The following is a 20,623-nucleotide window of genomic DNA, read 5'->3' as shown; positions in this document are numbered from 1 at the left end:
GGCTTCAAGGGGCTCGAGCGCAGCGCGCTTCGTGTGCAAATCGCACGAAACCCGTCCAAATTCCGGGAAAAATTTGACACAAATCAGTCACTTATCCCACCCCAAGAAAGTTGATCCGGGTATAATCGCCGGTTCCCCTAAATCGAATTTTCGATGGTTGGGTTGTTCACTGCTTTCACGCTTTCACCGGGAGTGGGAATGTCCAATCTGAGCGACGCATTGCAACTGAAGTCGGCACACAGCCAGCTTCCAGTCACCGCTTATTTCGATGAGGCGCTCCTCGCGCGCGAAATCGAAACACTTTTCAAGAAGGGACCTCGCTATGTCGGGCACGAATTGATGGTGCGCGAAGCGGGGGACTATTTTGCGCTGCCTTCCGAAAACGAGGGCCGCGTGCTGGTGCGCAACCAGACTTCGCAGATCGAACTGCTCTCGAACGTGTGCCGCCATCGCCAGGCGATCATGCTGAACGGCCGCGGGCAGACGCAGAACATCGTCTGCCCGCTGCATCGCTGGACCTACGATCTCGACGGCCAACTGCTCGGCGCGCCGCATTTTCCGGACAAGCCCTGCCTGAACCTGCACGCGACGCCGTTGCAGAACTGGCAAGGCCTGCTGTTCGAAGCCGAGGGCCGCGACGTCGCGCACGATCTTGCGCAGCTCGGCACGAAGCACCATTTCGACTTCTCGGACTACATGTTCGATCACGTCGAGATTCACGAGTGCAATTACAACTGGAAGACCTTCATCGAGGTCTACCTCGAGGACTACCACGTCGTCCCGTTTCATCCGGGTCTCGGCAGCTTCGTGTCGTGCGACGACCTGAAATGGGAGTTCGGCGACTGGTACAGCGTGCAGACGGTCGGCGTGCACAACGCGCTCGCGAAGCCGGGCAGCCCGACGTACCAGAAGTGGCACGATCAGGTCCTCCGCTATCGCGACGGCGTGCCGCCCGAGTTCGGCGCGATCTGGATGGTCTACTATCCGGGCCTCATGATCGAGTGGTATCCGCATGTGCTCGTCGTGTCGTGGCTGATTCCGCGCGGCCCGCAAAAGACGACGAACATCGTCGAGTTTTATTACCCTGAGGAAATCGCGTTGTTCGAGCGCGAGTTCGTCGAGGCGGAGCGCGCCGCGTACATGGAAACCGCGATCGAGGACGACGAAATCGCGCTGCGCATGGACGCCGGCCGCCGCGCGCTAATGGAGCGCGGCGAATCGCAGATTGGCCCGTATCAGAGCCCGATGGAAGACGGCATGCAGCACTTCCATGAGTTCCTGCGCCGGCAGCTCGGCGCGATCTGAGCGGAGTCCCGCGCGACGCTTCATCCGACATTCGTCGAAACCTGATCCGCTCCCGGCCTTGCGCCGGATCGGCACGGAAAAGAAAGACGGGCTGCAGCCCGTCTTTTTTTGTTTAGACTTAGAGCATCCGGCCCGTTTCTCCAAGGGAGTCGTCATGCCACACACTCACTACACCACGCTCATCTCGGCCGACAATCTCGCCGAACGTCTTGCGGCCGCGCCGAACAGCGTGCTCGTCTTCGATTGCCGCTTCGATCTCGCCGATACCGGCTTGGGCGAGCAAGCGTACGCAGCCGGTCACATTCCCGGCGCGCACTATCTGCATCTCGACCGCGACCTGTCGGGCGCGAAGACCGGCACGAACGGTCGTCACCCATTGCCCGCGCGCGACGCGCTCGTCGACACGCTGAAGGCCCACGGGCTCAAGCAGAATCAGCAGGTCGTCGCGTACGATGCGCAAGGCGGCATGTACGCGGCGCGCCTTTGGTGGCTGCTGCGCTGGCTCGGCCACGATTCCGCCGCGGTGCTCGACGGCGGCCTGCAGGCCTGGCAAGCAGCCGGCCACGCGGCGACACAGGGCACGCCGCAGAAGACCCAGGGCGACTTCCACGCGGCCGCGCCGCTCGCGACGGTCGTCGATGCGCGAACGGTGCTCGCGAATCTCTCGACGAGGGACCATCTCGTGATCGATGCCCGCGCCGCCGACCGCTATCGCGGCGAAAACGAGACGATCGATCGCGTCGGCGGACACATCCCTGGCGCGCTCAATCATTTCTTCAAGAACAACCTGACGGCTGACGGCCGCTTCAAGAGCGGCCACGAGCTGCGCGAGGCATTCAATCCGCTGCTCGGCGCGACGCCTTCGAACAAGGTGATCCTGCAATGCGGCTCGGGCGTCACCGCATGCCACAACGCGCTCGCGATGGAGATCGCCGGCCTGCACGACCCGGCGCTCTATGCGGGATCGTGGAGCGAATGGAGCGCGGATCCGTCCCGCCCCGTCGCGACCGGCGCGAACCCATAAGCGACACGCCACGCGCGCCGCCGCCCGCCACGGCGGCGCGTACCGGCGTCACATCACGCCGTGATGCCGAAACCACGCGACGGCGCGCTTCCACCCATCCTCGGCGTCCGCCTTCACGTAGCTCGGGCGGTAATCGGCGAAGAACGCGTGGCCCGCGTCCGGGTACACGACGATCTCCGATTCCCGCGCCGCCTTCGTGCCGGCCGCCGCGAGACGCGTGCGCATCTCCGCGAGCGAGCGCTGCGGAATGCTGTCGTCCTTGCCGCCGTAGAGGCCGAGCACAGGCGCCTTCAGTTGCGACGCATGATCGACCGGATTGAACGGCGTCATCTCGTTCGTCTCGCCGACCACCCTGCCGTACCACGCGACCGCCGCACGCACGTGCGGATTGTGCTCGGCGAACAGCCAAGCCTGCCTGCCGCCCCAGCAAAAGCCCGTCACGCCAAGCCGCGACAGGTCGCCGCCGTTCTTCCCCGCCCACGCGACCGTCGCGTCGAGATCCTCGCTGACCTGCCGGTCGGGCACCTTGCTGACCACCTGGTCGAGCAGCGCCTGGATCGACGGATATTTCGACGGATCGCCCTGTCGTGCGTACAGATCCGGCGCGATCGCCAGATAGCCGAGCTTCGCGAAGCGCCGGCAGATATCGGCGATGTGGGCGTGCACGCCGAAGACCTCGTGGATCACGACGATCACGGGCAGGTTGCTTTTGCCGTCCGGCTGCGCGCGATAGGCCGGCACGCTCGCGTCGCCCGAGCGGATCTCGACGGTGTCGACGTCGAGGCCGGCGCTGTCGGTCGCGATCGTCTGGGCGGACACGGGCAGCACGGCCGCGGCGAAGGTGCCGCCGAGCGCCGTCTTGACGAACTTGCGGCGGCTGAACGGAACGTGCGGAACCAGGCTGTCGACTTCGGGTTTCAACATGGATGTGCTCCTCTCTTCTCGTTGTCGCGGCCACGCGGCGCACGCGGCGGCGACATGAATTCGAACCGCGGCGGCCCTGGCGCGATGCAGCCGCGCCGAGCGTCGCCGCCCGCCCCGCCGAGGCGGAACCCGCACACGATGCCCAACAATGCGGGGAGGCGTCAACCTTTTGTCAGAAGTGAAAATCGCGGCGGCATTGGCCGGCCTTCGCGAACAGGTCGCGGCGCGATGCCTGATCGCCACTGTCGGCGCTTCTAGAACATTGCATCGAAATGCCGGCCGAAGATGCGCGTCGCGTCCTCGACATGCAATCGCCGGCGAGCGCAGCATGTCGCATGAGCGCGTATCGAACGATCGATCGTCGTGTCGCACGCGCCACGCATGCGACATGCATTGCCATTTTCCGCCGTGACCGTCATCGAATCGCACGCGCCCATTTCATTCACATTCCTACGGATTCCCACTCCCTGCTTTTCATTTCCCCTTGCATATCGAGATAAGTCCTCGTCGACACGTATTCCGGGAAAATATTGGATTGCCAAATAAATGCGATTGCCCGCATGATTCGCTGGCGCGCCATGCGCGCAACCGGCAGCACCCCCCGCCGACAGTCGCAGCCGAACAGAAGGCGCCCGTGTGCGGCGAGCGCTGCGCGGTGCATGCGAACCGGGAGCGCCGTCGATGACAACGAACGTCCGATGCCGATCGATCGCGCATCGCGCATCGCGCATCGCGCAAATCAGAATACGCAACGCCGACGAAGCACAACGAGGTGGGAATGAACAAGCCGACACGCCGCCCGATCACCGGTGATATTTCCAACCGCCGCAAGCCGAGTCGGCAGCGCCGCGCACGACGCTCGCCCGCCCGTCAGCGCGGCTCGCTCGCCGTCATCGCGGCGATCGCGATCGGCGTCGTGATCGCCGCGCTCGGCGCAGTCGATCTCGGCAATCTGTTCTATCAGCGCCGCGCGCTGCAAGGCATCGCCGACACGGTCGCGCTCGCGGCCGCTCAAACGATGGACGACGGCTGCGTGAAGCCCGCCGCGACCGCGCAATCGGCGGCGCTCGGCAATGGCTTCGACAGCAGTGCGTCGGGACAATCGATGACGGTCGTCTGCGGCCGCTGGGACGTGAAGGACAACGCGGGGCCGAGCTTCTTCGCGGGCTCGGCCGCAGGCTCGGCAGCCGACAGCGACGCGCAGCTCAACGCGGTTCAGGTGACGGTCACGCGCACCGTGCCGTACTACTTCCTCGGCTCGCAGCGCACGGTCGCTGCAACCGGCACCGCGCAAGCGACCAACGTCGGCGCGTATTCGATCGGCACGACGCTCGCGCAATTGCAAGGCGGCGTCGTGAACGCGCTTCTCAACGGGCTGCTCGGCGCGAATCTGAATCTGTCGGTGCTGTCGTATCAAGGCCTCGCGAATTCGCGGATCAGGATCAAGGACCTGATGGCGGCCGCGAACGTCGGTACCGTGAACGCGCTGCTGAATACGCAGACCACCGTCCCGCAGCTCGCGAGCTGGATGCTGACCGCGCTGTCGCAAACGTCGGTCGCGAATACGGACTTGCAGACGAGCATCGGCGCGTTGCAGACGATCGTCAGCGCGAACATCCCGGGCGGGCGGACTTTCAAGATTGGCAACACCGCGAATTCGACAGGCATCTTCTCGGTCGGTCTGTCCGACCCGCAGGCCGCGCTGGACGCGACGTTCAGCCCGTTCGACGCGCTTCTCGTCGCCGCCGAGATCGCCACCGGCCAAACCGCGTTCTCGCTTGCGAACGGGCTCAACGTCGGCGGATTGAACGCGAGCCTGCAAGTGCAGATCATCCAGCCGCCCGTGCTCGGCATCGGCGAGGCAGGCGTCGATCCCGTCACGAAGACTTGGCGCACGATCGCGCGAACGGCGCAGGTGCGGCTCTATCTGAATATCGGACTCGGCACGGCAAACCTGCCGCTCGGGGTGCTCGGCGCGCTCGTGCCGGTGCAGGTGAACCTGCCGCTGTCGCTACAGATCGCGCCGGGGCAGGCGTGGCTGGAGTCGGCCAGCTGCAAGTCGTCGCCGTCGACCTGCACGTCGGCCATCGGCGTGCAGACGGGCCTCGCGAACCTGTGCATCGGCGACACGCCGGCCAACCTGTCCGCGTCGCTGCCGTTCACCTGCTCGACGCCCGCGACGCTCGTCAACATCGCGAACCTCGTGACGATCAAGTCGCTCGCGTCGCTCCCGGCCGACGTACCCGCGAGCAGCACGCCGACGCTCACGTTCTACGGGACGACGGGCGGCTATCAAAGCACGAATTCGAATGGCGTCGGCAGCGTGCTCGGCAATGCGCTGTCGGGCCTCGGCGCATCGCTGCAGCAGACGCAGATCTCGCTCATCGGCATCAGCCTGCCGCTCGGACCGATCCAGACCGCGCTCGATACGTTCCTCGGCGGCGTGCTGCCGCCGATGCTGTCGGGCCTCGATTCGGCGGTCGTGCCGCTGCTGCAGTTGCTCGGTGTGCAGGTCGGCGAAAGCACGATCCACGACATGTCGCTGACTTGCGGCGTGTCGCAGCTCGTCTACTAGACGCGCTCAAGGGCGTTGCCGCCCCAAATCACAATACGGGGTGCTCGCGGGACTGCGGGCCCAACTACTGGACGGGCTCTGCGCATCAAGAAGAAGCCAACCTCCATGCCGACACCGCGGACCATCATATCCGCCCGCACTCCGCTCGGGCGGATCGACCGTCGGCTTCATCCCTCGGGGTGAGGCCTGAATCATGAGCAACTACGGACGACGAACGATGCGCGTGCGAGCGCAAGGAGAAGCCAATGCGTGTCGCGCATGAAGAAAAGTGACGGCGCGCGCGCCGGCGGCGAGATTCGGCAGCACCGGAGCCGACGAGCCACGCGCGCCGAACGAGCGCCGCGCGAACGACGGCCGGCTCGCGCCATGCCGCCGTTCTCTCCGCGGCTTCGCTAGTGCAGCTTCACCCGCGGCAGCGTCGAGCGCCGCAGCCAGTGCGCGACGGTGTCGAGCACCATCCGCGGATAACCGTGCAGCGCCGCGACGTGCAATCGATACAGCGACATGTACATGAAGCGGGCGAAGAGCCCTTCGATCAGCATGTTGCCGCCGATCAGCCCGCCCATCAGATTGCCGACCGCGCTGAAGTGCCCGAGTGACACGAGCGAGCCGAAATCGCGATAGGTGAATTCGGGCAGCGGCCGGCTTTCGAGCCGGCATGCGAACGCACGCAGCATGAAGCTCGCCTGCTGATGCGCGGCTTGCGCGCGCGGCGGCACGTTGCGGTCGTGGCCGGGCCACGCGCAGCCTGCACAGTCGCCGAGCGCGAAGACGTTCGGATCGGTCTCGGTCTGCAGCGTGCGGCGCACGACCAGTTGGCCGAGCTTGTTCACTTCGAGGCCGTCAAGCTTCGCGAGCACCGAGGGCGCCTTGATGCCCGCCGCCCACACCGTCAGGTCCGCGCGCACGCTCTTGCCGCTCGCTGTGCGCACAACGCCCGGCGCGACTTCGGTCACGCGCTCGCCGAGCATCAATCGCACGCCGAGTTTCTCGAGCAGCTCGGCGGTTGCCGTCGACACGCGCTCTTGCAGCGCCGGCAGGATGCGCGGCCCGGACTCGATCAGTACGATGCCGACGTCGTGTCGCGGATCGAGCTTGTGCAGCCCGTACGCGGACAGCACCTGAGCGGTGTTGCGCAGCTCCGCGGACAGTTCGACGCCCGTCGCCCCGCCGCCGACGATCGCGACCTGGATGCGCGGCTCGGCAGGCTCCACCGGGTCTGCAGGCTCGGCAGGATCTGCCGGGTCCGTCGCGGAGGCGGTCTGCGCGACGAGCTCGTGAGGCTGATGCTCGGCTCGCATGCACGCGGCGATCAGGCGCTTGCGGAACCGCTCCGCCTCGGCGACCGTGTCGAGCGCGATCGAATGCTCCGGCGCGCCCTGCACGCCGAAGTAATGCGTCGTGCTGCCGATCGCGATGACGAGTGTGTCGTATTCGAGCTCGCGCTGCGGCAACAGCTCGGCGCCGTCGTTATCGGCGACGGGCGCGAGCGTCACGCGCCGCGACGTGCGGTCGAGCGCGATCAGCTCGCCCTGATGGAACTCGAAGCCGTGCCAGCGCGCCTGCGCCGCATATTCGAGCTCTTGCGTGAACGGGTCCATGCTGCCCGCCGCCACTTCGTGCAGCAGGGGTTTCCAGATATGAGTCGGGTAACGATCGACGAGCGTGACGAGAGCACGCGCGGGCCGATTGCCGCGCGCGCCATAGCGGTCCCCGAGGCGCGTCGCCAATTCGAGCCCGCCCGCACCGCCGCCGACGATGATGAAACGATGCATCCGATTCCCCTTACGATTCGAGACTGCTTGCGGTCAAGGCGGCGAGCACGACCGCGTTCGCCGCCAATCGACATCCTAACTAGTTCGGACACTTTAGGCACGCGAGCGCCTCGGCGTCGCTCGCATCCGCGCGATCACGGTGCGGCGATGCCAGTTTCTGCATTGTCCCGGAGTTTGCATGACAGCCGCAAGCGCTTAAATTGCAACGAGCGCGAAAGAAACGGCGGGGGATGTGATGGAAACGGTACGCGCCGGGCCTGATGCACGGCGCATACCTGCGACGCGCACGTCGCGCGGACGACGCGTCAGTGCGCCTCTTCCCAGTTTTCGCCGACGCCGACCTCGGCGACGAGCGGCACCTTCAGCTTCGCGACGCCGCACATCATTTCGGGCAGCTTCTCGCGCACGACCGACAGTTCGCTTTCCGGCACCTCGAGCACGAGTTCGTCGTGCACCTGCATGATCATCCGCGCGGCGAAGCCGCCGCGCTCGAGCCAGTTGTCGACTGCGATCATCGACAGCTTGATCAGGTCGGCCGCGGTGCCCTGCATCGGCGCGTTGATCGCCGCGCGCTCGGCGGCCTGGCGGCGCGGACCGTTGCCGCCGTTGATCTCGGGCAGCCACAGGCGGCGGCCGAACACGGTTTCGACGTAGCCCTTCTCTTTCGCGCGCGTGCGCGTCTCTTCCATGTAGCGGGCGACGCCCGGATAGCGGAGGAAGTAGCGGTCGATGTAGAGCTTCGCCGCATCGCGCGTGATGCCGAGGTTCGACGCGAGGCCGAACGAACTCATCCCGTAGATCAGGCCGAAGTTGATCACCTTCGCGATGCGCCGCTGGTCGGACGTCACTTCGAGCGGCGTCACGCCGAACACCTCGGCCGCGGTCGCGCGGTGAATGTCCTCGCCATGCGCGAACGCACGCAGCAGCGACTCGTCCTCGGAGATGTGCGCCATGATGCGCAGTTCGATCTGCGAATAATCGGCCGACACGATCTTGCTGCCCGGCGCCGCGATGAACGCCTCGCGGATGCGCCGCCCTTCGGCCGTGCGCACCGGAATGTTCTGCAGGTTCGGATCGTTCGACGCAAGCCGCCCCGTGACCGCAACCGCCTGCGCATAGTTCGTGTGCACGCGGCCGGTGTTCGGATTGACCATTCGCGGCAGCTTGTCGGTGTAGGTCGATTTCAGCTTCGACAGGCCGCGATGCTCGAGCAGCAGCTTCGGCAGCGGATAGTCTTCGGCGAGCTTCTGCAGCACTTCTTCGTCGGTCGACGGCGCGCCGCTCGGCGTCTTCTTGACGACGGGCAGTTGCAGCCGCTCGAAGAAGATCTGGCCGATCTGCTTCGGCGAGCCGAGATTGAATTCGCCGCCCGCGAGCGCATACGCCTCTTGCTCGAGCTCGACGAGCCGCGTCGCGATCTCGCTGCTTTGCCGGGTCAGCCGGTCGCCGTCGATCAGGACGCCCGTGCGCTCCATCTTGCGCAGCACGAGCGACACCGGCATCTCGATGTCGCGATACACGCGCGTGAGCCCCGGCTCGCGCTCGATCTGCGGATACAGCGCGCGATGCAGCTGCAGCGTGATGTCCGCGTCCTCGGCCGCATACTCGGACGCCTTGTCGATCGGCACCTCGTCGAAGCCGATCTGCTGCGCGCCCTTGCCCGCGACGTCCTCGTACTTGATCGTCTTCACGCCGAGATGGCGCAGCGCGAGGCTGTCCATGTCGTGCGTACGATGCGATTCGAGCACGTACGACTCGAGCAGCGTGTCGTGCTCGATGCCGTTCAACGCGATCCCGTGGTTCGCGAGCACCTGCGCGTCGTACTTCAGGTGCTGGCCGAGCTTCTTCGTGCCCGCGTCCTCGAGCCACGGCTTCAGCTTCGCGAGCACTTCGTCGCGCGGCAGCTGCGCGGGCAGGTCCGGCCCGCGATGCGCGACCGGCACGTACGCGGCGTGCCCCGGCTCCACCGAGAACGACAAGCCGACGATCTGCGCGAGCATCGGATCGAGCGACGTCGTCTCGGTATCGAACGCGGTCAGCTCCGCAGCCGAGATCTTCGCGAGCCATGCGTCGAACTGCTCCCACGTCTGCACAGTGTCGTAGTTGCGCGCGGCGGCGAGCGGCAGTTCGGCGGTCGCGCCGCTTGCAGGATCCTGAACCGCGCCGGCCTCAGCGGCCGCGCCGTTCGCGGCGGGCTCGCTGTCGAGCTCGCGCAGCCAGGTCTTGAAGCCGTGGGTCGAGAAGATGTCGCGCAGCGCGTCGCGGCCTTCGCCGTCCGTCGCGAGCGACGACTCGATCGACTCGACGTGCGGCGCGAGCTCGCATGCGGTCTCGACCGTCACGAGCTTGCGCGCGAGCGGCAGGAAATCGAGTGCGCGGCGCAGGTTGTCGCCGACGACGCCCTTGATCTCGCCCGCGTGCTCGACGACGCCGTCGAGCGTGCCATATTGCGACAGCCATTTGACGGCCGTCTTGGGGCCGCATTTCTCGACGCCCGGCACGTTGTCGACGGTGTCGCCGATGAGCGACAGATAATCGACGATCAGCTCGGGCGGCACGCCGAACTTCGCGAGCACGCCGTCGCGATCGAGCGCCTCGTTCGTCATCGTGTTGATCAGCGTGACGTGGCCGGTGACGAGCTGCGCGAGGTCCTTGTCGCCCGTCGACACGATCACCTTCATTCCGCGCCGCTCGGCTTCCTTCGCGAGCGTGCCGATCACGTCGTCGGCTTCGACGCCCTCGATCATCAGGAGCGGCCAGCCGAGCGCGCGCACCGCCGCGTGGATCGGCTCGATCTGCAGCGAGAGATCGGGCGGCATCGGCGGCCGGTGCGCCTTGTATTCGGCGTACAGATCGTCCCGGAAGGTTTTGCCCTTTGCGTCGAACACGCACGCGCTATACTCTGCACTGACATCCTTGCGCATGCGGCGCAGCATATTGATGATTCCGTAGAGCGCTCCGGTCGGCTCCCCGCCAGGGCCGCGCAAATCAGGCATCGCATGGTAAGCCCGATACAGATAGCTCGAACCATCAACCAATAGCAGGGTCTTACCTTCCAGATTTCGTTCTTCAGGCATTATGAATAAGAGAAAAGTGATTCCGAGTCTGCGTTCGCTCGCAGATCAAGAACGCGCGACGGCGAAGAAGGCCCGCGCTTCGTGGCAGATGTTCACGATTATGGCAGAGTTTATCGAGGCGACCGAGTACCTGTCCGAGATCCGCCCTGCCGTCAGCATCTATGGTTCCGCGCGCCTCAAACCGGATTCGCCGCACTACAAACTCGCGGTGCAGATCGCGCGCAAGCTGTCCGACGCGGGCTTCGCCGTGATCTCGGGCGGCGGCCCGGGGATCATGGAAGCGGCGAACAAGGGCGCGCACGCCGGCAAGGCGCCGTCCGTCGGCCTCAACATCGAGCTGCCGCACGAGCAGGCCGGCAACCACTTCCAGGACATCTCGCTGCGCTTCCGCCATTTCTTCACGCGCAAGGTCACGTTCGTGAAGAACTCGGACGCGGTGATCGTGATGCCGGGCGGCTTCGGCACGCTCGATGAGCTGTCCGAAGTGCTCACGCTGATTCAGACGAAGAAATCGCGCCTCGTACCGATCGTGCTCGTCGGCAGCGAATTCTGGACCGGACTGCTGCAGTGGTTCCGCGATCAGATGATTCCGATGGGCCTCATCAATCCGGACGACATGAACCTGATGAAGGTGATCGACGATCCCGACCAAGTGCTCGAAGCGGTGCTGGCGTTCTACGAGGATCGCGGCGAGGAAACTGAGGAAGCGCAACCGCCGCGGCCGGAAGAGGACCGGATGTTCTACCTGTGACGAACACGCGCGCCGCATGCCGTTGCGGCGCGCACGGCGCACATCGAGTACACGCGAACGGGCGGGGCCGACGAAGCGCCCGCCCGTTTTTCTTGTGCGCCGCGACGATCGAAACCCAGCGATTTGGGCGCGGCGCGGCACGCACTTCGTAACCGTTCATTTCACCGGCCGCAGGGCAAATGTCAAATTCGGCGCGCCACGCGTCCCGAATCGATATGCTCGCCGATCGGATTGTCAAGCGGCGCCCTACCCGCATCCGGCCGCGCGAACTGTGCGAGAACGCACCGTTACAAATCCACACGCCAATTAATCCACCGCGCCGCCACACTTTGTCCTGCTGCGTGTCCGTCGGAACGGACACGGCGGGTTTGGGGCTCGAAGCCTGCACGCGTCGGAACGGACGCTCATCTCAACTCGTGAGGAAAAGAACATGAAACGCTCGTTGATCGCCCTTGCATTGACCGGTATCGGTATCGCGCTATCGGGCGCGGCGCACGCCGTGAATGTGGACGTCAACATCGGCGCGCCGGCTCCTGCCGTCGTCGCACCGGCGCCCGCCCCCGTCGTCGTCGCCCCCGCGCCCGCGCCCGCCGTCATCGTCGGCTGGCACGGCGACCGTTACTGGGACGGCCACCGCTATTGGGAACGTCGCGAGTGGGAGGAGCATCACCGCCATCGCGGATTCTGCCCGCCGGGACACGCGAAGAAGGGCGAATGCTGATGCCGCGCGCCTGATTCGCGCCGCGCGGCAAACATCGACGGCGGCCGTCTGCGCAGCCGGCCAATGCGAAACGAAACAGCCCGATCGGGCAGTTTCAGTCAGGCCGACGATCTTCTCGACAAGGTCGTCCATGATCGGATCATGGACGACCTTGTCGTCTTTTGCGCAATCGCCTCGGCGCCGCACGCACCGGCGCGTTGTCGCGTTACGGGAACGCGACCTCCGCGAAGCAGCGCAGTTCGAAGTCGCACTACGCTGCAAAATCAATGCTTTCCAGAGTTTCTCTAACTTCAATCACTTGACGCGCTGTATCTTTTCCCGCGAATTGATCTGTGCTTTTTGGCAAGTTAGACAGCCTTTCCACGACCTCAGCGCTGGCTCGGCTGCCATCTCGTCCGCCTGAGAAAGCGACCACGACGTGCGCGCGACTTCGACATTTTTCGCGTCGAATCGCGCGTCGTCATCGACTGACCGCAGGATGACAACGGACCGCTCCTCGTCGCCCGGGCGGTACACGTGCCTCATCATCGGATGCTCGTCGGCGCTCACCGTCAGCATCGCCATTGCGAGGATTTCGCCGCCTTTCAGCGTCTTCCGCGCACACAACAAACCGACGACACAAAATGGCCGCCAGCCAGCGAGCCCGATCCAGTAGCGGACGTGCTTTCCGGTTTCCCATTTCGGCTCGTAAATCCACACTGCCGGAATCAAACAGCGCTGGCCCGCTCGCCACGCACTTCGGTATGCTGGCTTCTCGCCCGCCGTCTCGGCGTACGCGTTGACCGTCAGGTACTTCTTGCCCGGCGGCCGGTTCGCCGTTGGGACTACGTTGGCGGCCCTTGGCAGCGCGAAGCAATGAGCATGTGAACGGCGCATCGCCAACAACCAGTCCGCAGCAATTGGCCGGCCCAAGCAATTGGCCGGCCCAACAACGCCTCCTCGCCCCGCCTCCAGGAAGCGTCTCAATAAAGTGAGCAGGACTACCACGGCAATCAGACCAACAAACAAATTAAATTATTAACAATTGTCACAAAACAGAAAAGAATCTTAGAAAAAATAGGCAGAACAAATTATTACATATATGATTCAATATCATTACTTTTTAATAACTAGCAAAAAGATACATTCCATCACAACAGGGTGCACGCCGACTCGGTTCACCAATGAGCAAAAAATCATCAGCCTCACAAAATATCAAATTCATTACTAATTTATTTAAAATTCACAAGAATACATCGCATCAGTTATGAATATAATTATCCACAATCAATCGAACTGTCCTCTCTCGATTACCGCTAATGATGATTGGTCCAGGATTCCCTCTGACGGCCATCAATATACAATCGCACGCCACGAGAGACTTGCATATACAGGTCACGGATGGATTTACATCGAGGCAAACCCTCAAGAATCGATAAATTCCACCATAAGAGACAGGACCGCCAACTCCCCACCGTTTGCACGCGGGTATATTGATATGCTACTCAATATCCTTCGCGGAGTTGTCATAGAAAACACCGGGAAAAATGGAATTGTAATTAGTTCATACAACTACTTTATCGGAGTCGGAAGCGGAAATTCAATCTCAATTTTTGAAGGCGCGGCCGCTCAGGTTTTCGAAGGCGCAGAACCAGCATAATATGTACCCACACTGGCGGCACCGGAAACGCTGGCCAGATCGTCGCGATCGGTTGCCGTGCAGTTCGGACGGCGATGCGCAGCCGTTCAGCGCCAGTGGCAAGAGCGGCCCGCAGGCCGCGATTCTCTGCTTCGTATTCGATTCTCTTTTTCGTGTTTTTCGCGCCGACGCGCCGCTACAGCCAATGCGGCCGCATCGTGCGTCGCGAGCGCACACCGCACCGATGCCCGCAGACGGAAACGGGACATACTCAAAGGCGTAATCCATCGCCTGCACGTCAGCGCGAACAAGATCGATCCAAGGATCGACATGCGAACTTGCAACCTGCTCTCCAAAGGAGACTGCAGGCTGCGCTCGCGATAAGCCAGAGTATGACGGCGCACTACATGAAGTCGCGCGAAGTGGAACGCGCCCGGCCAGTCCCATTGAAGCGCGCAAGTTAGACACTGACGCTGATGTTAGACAAGAAGGCCCCCCCGAACCAGCTGGGGAGCCTTGTACAGTCAGGGGGTTGTCACTGAAACGCCACTTCCGCAAAGCTGCGCAGCTTGCGGCTATGCAGCCGGTCTAGGCCGTTCGTGCGCAGGATCTCCATCGCCTTCACGCCGATCTGCAGATGCTGATCGACCTGCCCGCGATAAAACTGGTCCGCCATTCCGGGCAGCTTCAACTCGCCGTGCAGCGGCTTGTCCGACACGCACAGCAGCGTCCCGTAAGGCACGCGGAAGCGGAAGCCGTTCGCGGCGATCGTCGCGCTTTCCATGTCGAGCGCGATCGCGCGGCTCTGCGACAGCCGCAGCACCGGTTCGCGATGGTCGCGCAGTTCCCAGTTGCGATTGTCGACGCTCGCGACGGTGCCCGTACGCATCACGCGCTTCAACTCGACGCCTTCGAGCTGCGTGACTTGCGCGACCGCGCGCTCGAGCGCGACCTGCACTTCGGCCAATGCCGGGATCGGCACCCACAGCGGCAGATCCGCGTCGAGCACGTGATCCTCGCGGACATAGCCATGCGCGAGCACGTAGTCGCCGAGACGCTGCGTGTTGCGCAGCCCCGCGCAGTGGCCGAGCATCACCCACGCATGCGGACGCAGCACCGCGATGTGATCGGTGATCGTCTTTGCGTTCGACGGTCCGACGCCGATGTTGACCATCGTGATCCCGCTGCCGTCCGCGCGCTTCAGGTGATACGCGGGCATCTGCGGCGCGCGCGGCGGCGGCGTGCCTTCCGTCGACGCATCGCCGAGGTTCGCGTTGTACGTGACCACGTCGCCCGGCTCGACGAACGCCGTGTATTCACTGCGATACGCACGCACCTCGGGATCGTCGCTCGCCGACATCATCGTGCGGCCGAGCTTCACGAATTCGTCGATATAGAACTGGTAGTTCGTATAGAGCACGTAGTTCTGAAAATGCGTCGGCAGCGTCGCCGTGTAGTGGCGCAGCCGATGCAACGAGAAATCGACGCGAGCCGCGGTAAAGAGCGCGAGCGGATGCGGCTCGCCCGGCGCGGGTTCGTATGTGCCGTTGACGATCCGGTCGTCGAGGTACGCGAGATCCGGCGTATCGAACACGTCGCGCATCGCGACGAGGCGATCGCGATCGAGATCGCCTTCGAGGTGGATCCCTTCGGAAAACGCGAAGTGAACCGGGATCGGCTGCGCCGAGACGCCCACTTCGATCCGGACGTGATGGTTCTTCGCGAGCAGGCGCAATTGCTCGCGGTAGTAATACGCGAACAGGTCGGGGCGCGTGACGGTCGTCTCGAACACGCCCGGACCGGCGACGAAGCCATACGAGCGGCGCGAATCGACGTGCGTGTTGACGTCGGTGCGGATGCGCACGAACGGATAGCACGCGCGCACGCGCTCGTCGAACGTGTCGTTGCGGCGATAGCGCGCGAACGCGTCGCGCAGGAACGCGGTATTCGTTTCGTAGATCTCGGAGAGCCGCGCGACGGCGGCGATCGGGTCGTCGAACGCGTCGACGGACGGACTGTCCGGCGTATGCATCCGGGAACGGCGGTTGGGATCGTTCTTCATGTAGCGGTGCCTCGTCAGATCGTTTCGACATTACCACGGAACCCGCTTGCGCGGCCGATGCCCATCGCGACGGCAAGGCCGCCCGCGTGTCGACGGACGGCACCGTCAAGACGCCGGTATTTGCTAAAATCGAATGGTTCACTGGGAGAAACACGATGAAGCCGCTCCTTTTTGCCGCCGCCATGACGGCACTCGCTCTCGGCGGCCCCGCCTACGCCGCCGATGCCGCCCAGGCGGCAGCCGACGCGAAGGCCCAGGCCGCGGCCAACGAGGCAGCCGGGCTGCCCGATCTCACGAAGATCAACCGCCCCGGCGCCGAAGTGACGTCGAAGGTCGATTTCAACGACGTGAAGCGCACGCCGAGCTTTCACGAAAAAAGCAAGAACGGCACCGAGGTCACCGAATACCGCGATCGCGGCAAGCCGGTCGAGATCAACGTGAAATCGAACTTCGGCACCCGCTATCAGATGAGCGCGTCGCCCGACACGTCGCCGCGTCCGCACGACGCCGGCGTGCCGGTCACCCGCCTGCCGTCTGTCAACCTGCGCTATTGACGACGCCCGCCGGCGCCACGCGGCGCCGGCCCCTCTTCCGCCCTTTTCGCGACACCGGCGCGCCGCCGGCACGCCAACCCGAACCAACGTCTCTTGCATGGCCGTTTTCACCGCAGTTTCCGACGCTGACCTCGCACTCTGGATGCGCCACTACGATCTCGGCGACGTTGTCGCGTTCCGCGGCATCCCGTCCGGCATCGAGAACAGCAACTTCTTCCTGACGACCACGCGCGGCGAATACGTGCTCACGATCTTCGAGAACCTGACGGCCGGGCAACTGCCGTTCTACGTCGACTTGATGAGCCATCTCGCGAAGCACGGCGTGCCCGTGCCCGCGCCCGTCGCGCGCGACGACGGCACGCTGTTCGGCGAGCTGCACGGCAAGCCGGCCGCGATCGTCACGAAGCTCGAGGGCGCGGCGGAGCTCGCGCCGCGCGCCGAGCACTGCGTCGAAGTCGGCCAGATGCTCGCGCGCCTGCACCTCGCGGGCCGCGACTATCCGCGGTATCAGCCGAACCTGCGCAGCCTGCCGTGGTGGCGCGAGACGGTGCCCGCGATTGCGCCGTTCATCACCGGCGAGCAGCGCGCGCTGCTGGAAAGCGAGCTCGCATACCAGGCCGCGCTCTTCGCATCCGACGACTATGCGGCGCTGCCGGAAGGCCCATGCCATTGCGACCTGTTCCGCGACAACGCACTGTTCGCGCAAGCGGATCGGGGCGCCGGGCATACGGTGCGGCTCGGCGGCTTCTTCGATTTCTACTTCGCCGGCTGCGACAAATGGCTGTTCGACGTCGCGGTGACGGTCAACGACTGGTGCGTCGATCTCGCGACGGGCGTGCTCGACGCCGTGCGCGCCGACGCGCTGCTGCGCGCGTATCAGACGGTGCGCCCGTTCACGGCAGGCGAGCGGCGCCACTGGGGCGACATGCTGCGCGCAGGCGCGTACCGCTTCTGGGTGTCGCGCCTGTATGATTTCCACCTCCCCCGCGCCGCGCAGATGCTCAAGCCGCACGACCCGGGCCATTTCGAACGCATCCTGCGCGAACGCATCGCGCACGCGGGCACGCTCCCCGAGACCCACGCATGCAACTGATCGAAGTTCCCGCCAAGACCGGCTACGTGTGGTTCCGCCAGGGCATTTGGCTGTTCCGGCGGAATCCGCTCGCGTTCGTCACGCTGTTCTTCACGTACCTGCTCGCGATGATGCTGGTATCGCTCGTGCCGGTAATCGGCGCGGCGCTGCCGCTGTTGTTCATTCCCGGCATCGCGGTCGGCTTCATGGCGGCGTGCCGCGACACGATCGCAGGCAAGCAGGTGCTGCCGACGATCCTGATCGATGGCTTTCGCTCGTACGGCCCCGTCGTCACGCAGCGGCTCTTCGCGCTCGGCGGGATCTACATCGTGTCGATGGCGCTCGTGTTCGCGTGCTCGGCGCTCGGCGACGGCGGCATGCTGCTGAAGATCATGTTCGGCCTCGGTGCCGAGAACCTCGAACCCGAAGCGCTCGCGTCGCCGGGCGTCGCCATTGCGGTGCTGATCGCGGCCGCGCTGTACATGCCGGTCGCAATGATGTTCTGGTTCGCGCCGGTGCTCACCGCGTGGCACGACATTCCGCCCGTGAAGGCGCTGTTCTTCAGCGTCGTGAGCTGCTGGCGCAACAAGGGCGCGTTCACGATCTACGGGCTGTTGTGGTTCGCGGTCGCGCTCGGCGTGTCGTTCGGGCTCGCCGCGCTGATGCAAGCGCTCGGCGCGGGCGCGTACGCACTCACGGTGATGATGCCGGCATCGATCATTATCACCGCAATGCTCTATTGCTCGTTCTACGCGACCTATCGCGGCTGCTACGGCGTGCAGGAGCCGGGCGCGCCGAATCTTCCGGATTCTGCTCGGTAGGCAACGCGGACGGAGACGGCGCGGCGGCGCGGCGGCGCGGCGGCGCGGCCGAGCATGCATCGCGTGCGTCAGTGCGTCGGGCGGAGTCGACGCTGAGGCCGCGGCGGGTGCTTTGACGGAAAAAGCGCCGATGACGCGGCGCTCAAGCCGATATTAATGCCCGCTCGGATGCGGGCATCCGGCGCCATGTTGCCGATGTGACACGCGACGTAGCCGAACGACGCTCGCTCGGGTTTTCGACGCTGCGCCTCTTGCACATTTCGTCGAATCCACGCCCAACCCGCGGCAACTTCGCTCCATTGGCCTCGCTGCCAAACTCGGCCCCTTGCCGCCGTCGATCGATCCATCCCCCTTTTGACCACCCAGCACCTCTCGCCAACCGGCACGATCAGGCGCAAAATCATTAGGACTCTAATCTTTTGCACATTACAGAAAATCTCGCCATGAACGACTCGCCGACCTTCCCGCTCACGCTCGACGACCAGCTCTGCTTCGCGCTCTATTCGACGTCGCTCGCGATGACGAAGGCGTACAAGCCGCTGCTCGACAAGCTCGCGCTCACCTATCCGCAGTACCTCGCGATGCTCGTGCTATGGGAATCCGACGACATGGCGGTCAAGGACATCGCCGCGCGGCTCAGCCTCGATCCGGCCACGGTCACGCCGCTCCTGAAGCGCCTGGAAGCGCTCGGTTACATCGAGCGGGTGCGTGACACGAATGACGAGCGGATCGTCCACGCGCGGCTCACCACCGAAGGCGCCGCGCTGAAGCAGAAGGCCCGCTCCGTGCCTGCCGAGCTGTTTTGCGCGATGCGACAGACGCCCGATTTCCTGATCCGCCTGCGCGAGGATCTCACGCGGCTGCGACAAGCGCTCTCGGACGCCAGCGACGCCTGATCGACACGCGTTCGTCACCGTCGGATCGTACCCCGAAAATTTAATTTGCACACTAATAATTAGTTAGATATATTTCTGCCGTGGCCCGCGCTTCGCAATTCGCCGGGCCCTTTCCCCTCACGAAGTAGGAGAATTGAAATGAGCGCCCCCCCCCCGTGAACGTGAGAGCAGAGGCAGGAGGATCCTCACGGGCCAACGCCATCGAAGTGCCCAGGTGGGAAATGCGCGCATTTCCCGGCAACCGGAGGATCCACGAGGAACGGTATGGCCGTGGGCGTGGACATCGCCAAGCAGGTTTTCCAGGTGCATTACGTCGATCAGACAAGCGGAGAGATCGTGAACCGGCCGATCAAGCGGGCCGAGTTTCTCGAGCACTTCGCGAACCGTGCGCCGTGCCTGATCGGGATGGAAGCGTGCGGCGGTGCGCACCACTGGGCCCGGCAACTCTGACGAGGATGGGTCATGAGGTCAGGCTGATGCCAGCCGAGTTCGTGAAGGCGTTCAACATCCGCAACAAGAACGATGCGGCAGACGCGCGGGCGATCTGGCTGGCGGTGTAGCAGCCAGGCAAGCCGGTCGCGGTGAAAACCGAAATGCAGCAGGCCATGTTGGCGCTGCACCGGATGCGCGAGCAGCTTGTGAAGTTCCGCACGATGCAGATCAACGGACTGCGTGGCCTGCTGACGGAATACGGCGAAGTGACGAGCAAGGGGCGAGCAGCACTGGACAAGGAGATACCAGCGGCACTTGGCCGAATTGCGGAGCGCCTGCCAGCGGCACTGATCGATACGCTGCGCGAGCAGTGGAACGGGTTGGCAAAGCTCGACGAGCAGGTTGCCGAGATCGAACGCCGGATGCGCGAATGGGAGAAGGAGGACAAGGCCGTGAAAGCGATCAGCGAGATCTCCGGTGTGGGGTTGCTGACCTCCACGGCAGCAGTCGCGATGATGGGCGATCCGAAGGCGTTCAAGTCCGGTCGCGAGTTTGCCGCGTGGGTCGGGTTGGCGCCAAAGCAGACCGGCTCGGGCGGCAAGGTGAACCTGCATGGCATCAGCAAGAGAGGCGACACGTATCTGCGCACGCTGCTGATTCACGGCGCGCGCAGCGTGGTGGCGAATGCGAAGCAGCCCGACCCGTGGATCGAGCAGATGAAGAAGCGGCGACCGACGAATATGGTGATCGTCGCGCTGGCGAACAAGATGGCACGGACGATCTGGGCGGTGCTCGCCCATGACAGGCCGTACCGGAAGGACTACGTAAGCGTGAAGCCGGCTTGAACGGCTCACGCGAGGTAGAAGTTCAACGCTTAACACAGGGTGAACGTCGAAAGGTTGCGCAGTAATCGAGTGTGATGACAAGCCAGGTAGGACCGGGACTCGCTAAACCTGCATGCCGTGTAGAGCTTCGAGCTCGCCAGGAGAATGAGGTGCGAGTCAGCGTATTTCATA

Annotated in this window: 14 protein-coding genes and 1 pseudogene; 10 read left to right on the top strand and 5 right to left on the bottom strand. The window is 64.3% G+C overall.

The window, feature by feature from the left end:
* Window positions 1-198: 198 nt before the first annotated feature.
* Window positions 199-1,305, top strand: coding sequence for an aromatic ring-hydroxylating oxygenase subunit alpha (locus WS69_RS21930; protein WP_059472777.1), 1,107 nt, complete (start codon window positions 199-201; stop codon window positions 1,303-1,305).
* 154 nt (window positions 1,306-1,459) lie between these two features.
* Window positions 1,460-2,329, top strand: a complete 870-nt coding sequence (locus tag WS69_RS21925; RefSeq protein ID WP_059472776.1) for a sulfurtransferase — start codon at window positions 1,460-1,462, stop codon at window positions 2,327-2,329.
* A 48-nt stretch (window positions 2,330-2,377) separates the two neighbouring features.
* Here WS69_RS21925 and WS69_RS21920 read toward each other — a convergent pair whose 3' ends face one another.
* Complete coding sequence (locus WS69_RS21920) at window positions 2,378-3,253, bottom strand: dienelactone hydrolase family protein (protein WP_059472775.1); 876 nt, start codon at window positions 3,251-3,253, stop codon at window positions 2,378-2,380.
* 778 nt (window positions 3,254-4,031) lie between these two features.
* Between WS69_RS21920 and WS69_RS21905 the strand changes: the two genes are divergently transcribed.
* Window positions 4,032-5,828: a TadG family pilus assembly protein gene (locus WS69_RS21905; protein WP_059472772.1), complete on the top strand. Its 1,797-nt coding sequence runs from the start codon at window positions 4,032-4,034 to the stop codon at window positions 5,826-5,828.
* 392 nt (window positions 5,829-6,220) lie between these two features.
* Here WS69_RS21905 and WS69_RS21900 read toward each other — a convergent pair whose 3' ends face one another.
* Together WS69_RS21900 and polA are read right to left on the bottom strand one after the other, a co-directional pair.
* Window positions 6,221-7,603, bottom strand: coding sequence for an NAD(P)/FAD-dependent oxidoreductase (locus WS69_RS21900; protein WP_059472771.1), 1,383 nt, complete (start codon window positions 7,601-7,603; stop codon window positions 6,221-6,223).
* A gap of 305 nt (window positions 7,604-7,908) precedes the next feature.
* Window positions 7,909-10,680, bottom strand: coding sequence for a DNA polymerase I (polA, locus tag WS69_RS21895; RefSeq protein WP_059472770.1), 2,772 nt, complete (start codon window positions 10,678-10,680; stop codon window positions 7,909-7,911).
* A 1-nt stretch (window position 10,681) separates the two neighbouring features.
* Between polA and WS69_RS21890 the strand changes: the two genes are divergently transcribed.
* Together WS69_RS21890 and WS69_RS21885 are read left to right on the top strand one after the other, a co-directional pair.
* A complete protein-coding gene (locus tag WS69_RS21890) occupies window positions 10,682-11,431 on the top strand; it encodes a TIGR00730 family Rossman fold protein (protein WP_059472769.1) in 750 nt (249 codons plus the stop codon).
* A 430-nt stretch (window positions 11,432-11,861) separates the two neighbouring features.
* Window positions 11,862-12,152, top strand: coding sequence for a hypothetical protein (locus tag WS69_RS21885; protein WP_059472768.1), 291 nt, complete (start codon window positions 11,862-11,864; stop codon window positions 12,150-12,152).
* A gap of 294 nt (window positions 12,153-12,446) precedes the next feature.
* Here the strand turns inward: WS69_RS21885 and WS69_RS21880 are convergent, their stop codons facing one another.
* Window positions 12,447-13,160, bottom strand: a complete 714-nt coding sequence (locus WS69_RS21880; protein WP_226382884.1) for an SOS response-associated peptidase family protein — start codon at window positions 13,158-13,160, stop codon at window positions 12,447-12,449.
* A gap of 1,145 nt (window positions 13,161-14,305) precedes the next feature.
* Entirely contained in the window at window positions 14,306-15,832 is a 1,527-nt protein-coding gene (locus WS69_RS21875; protein ID WP_059472766.1) for an AMP nucleosidase, read from the bottom strand.
* A 155-nt stretch (window positions 15,833-15,987) separates the two neighbouring features.
* Between WS69_RS21875 and WS69_RS21870 the strand changes: the two genes are divergently transcribed.
* The 5 genes and pseudogenes from WS69_RS21870 (at window position 15,988) to WS69_RS21850 (ending at window position 20,452) form a co-directional block, all read left to right on the top strand.
* Window positions 15,988-16,386: a hypothetical protein gene (locus WS69_RS21870; RefSeq protein ID WP_059472765.1), complete on the top strand. Its 399-nt coding sequence runs from the start codon at window positions 15,988-15,990 to the stop codon at window positions 16,384-16,386.
* A 97-nt stretch (window positions 16,387-16,483) separates the two neighbouring features.
* Window positions 16,484-17,479: a homoserine kinase gene (locus WS69_RS21865; RefSeq protein WP_059472764.1), complete on the top strand. Its 996-nt coding sequence runs from the start codon at window positions 16,484-16,486 to the stop codon at window positions 17,477-17,479.
* Entirely contained in the window at window positions 17,470-18,279 is an 810-nt protein-coding gene (locus WS69_RS21860) for a BPSS1780 family membrane protein (RefSeq protein WP_059472763.1), read from the top strand. Before WS69_RS21865 ends, WS69_RS21860 begins: the two co-directional genes overlap by 10 nt.
* Before the next feature lie 443 nt (window positions 18,280-18,722).
* Window positions 18,723-19,175 (top strand): MarR family winged helix-turn-helix transcriptional regulator, encoded by a 453-nt coding sequence (locus WS69_RS21855; protein WP_059472762.1) that lies wholly within the window; start codon window positions 18,723-18,725, stop codon window positions 19,173-19,175.
* Between the two features lie 264 nt (window positions 19,176-19,439).
* Window positions 19,440-20,452 (top strand): annotated as a pseudogene (locus WS69_RS21850) (IS110 family transposase).
* Window positions 20,453-20,623 lie beyond the last annotated feature (171 nt).

The sequence above is a fragment of the Burkholderia sp. BDU5 genome (genome assembly GCF_001522845.1).
Taxonomy (GTDB): Bacteria; Pseudomonadota; Gammaproteobacteria; order Burkholderiales; family Burkholderiaceae; genus Burkholderia; species Burkholderia mayonis.
This window is presented reverse-complemented; position numbering and strand designations above follow the sequence as displayed.

Bases quoted from the DNA above. Each gene is read 5' to 3' on its own strand.
- WS69_RS21930 (WP_059472777.1), top strand. From the start codon at position 199: ATGTCCAATCTGAGCGACGCATTGCAACTGAAGTCGGCACACAGCCAG.
- WS69_RS21925 (WP_059472776.1), top strand. From the start codon at position 1,460: ATGCCACACACTCACTACACCACGCTCATCTCGGCCGACAATCTCGCC.
- WS69_RS21920 (WP_059472775.1), bottom strand. From the start codon at position 3,253: ATGTTGAAACCCGAAGTCGACAGCCTGGTTCCGCACGTTCCGTTCAGC.
- WS69_RS21905 (WP_059472772.1), top strand. From the start codon at position 4,032: ATGAACAAGCCGACACGCCGCCCGATCACCGGTGATATTTCCAACCGC.
- WS69_RS21900 (WP_059472771.1), bottom strand. From the start codon at position 7,603: ATGCATCGTTTCATCATCGTCGGCGGCGGTGCGGGCGGGCTCGAATTG.
- polA (WP_059472770.1), bottom strand. From the start codon at position 10,680: ATGCCTGAAGAACGAAATCTGGAAGGTAAGACCCTGCTATTGGTTGAT.
- WS69_RS21890 (WP_059472769.1), top strand. From the start codon at position 10,682: ATGAATAAGAGAAAAGTGATTCCGAGTCTGCGTTCGCTCGCAGATCAA.
- WS69_RS21885 (WP_059472768.1), top strand. From the start codon at position 11,862: ATGAAACGCTCGTTGATCGCCCTTGCATTGACCGGTATCGGTATCGCG.
- WS69_RS21875 (WP_059472766.1), bottom strand. From the start codon at position 15,832: ATGAAGAACGATCCCAACCGCCGTTCCCGGATGCATACGCCGGACAGT.
- WS69_RS21870 (WP_059472765.1), top strand. From the start codon at position 15,988: ATGAAGCCGCTCCTTTTTGCCGCCGCCATGACGGCACTCGCTCTCGGC.
- WS69_RS21865 (WP_059472764.1), top strand. From the start codon at position 16,484: ATGGCCGTTTTCACCGCAGTTTCCGACGCTGACCTCGCACTCTGGATG.
- WS69_RS21860 (WP_059472763.1), top strand. From the start codon at position 17,470: ATGCAACTGATCGAAGTTCCCGCCAAGACCGGCTACGTGTGGTTCCGC.
- WS69_RS21855 (WP_059472762.1), top strand. From the start codon at position 18,723: ATGAACGACTCGCCGACCTTCCCGCTCACGCTCGACGACCAGCTCTGC.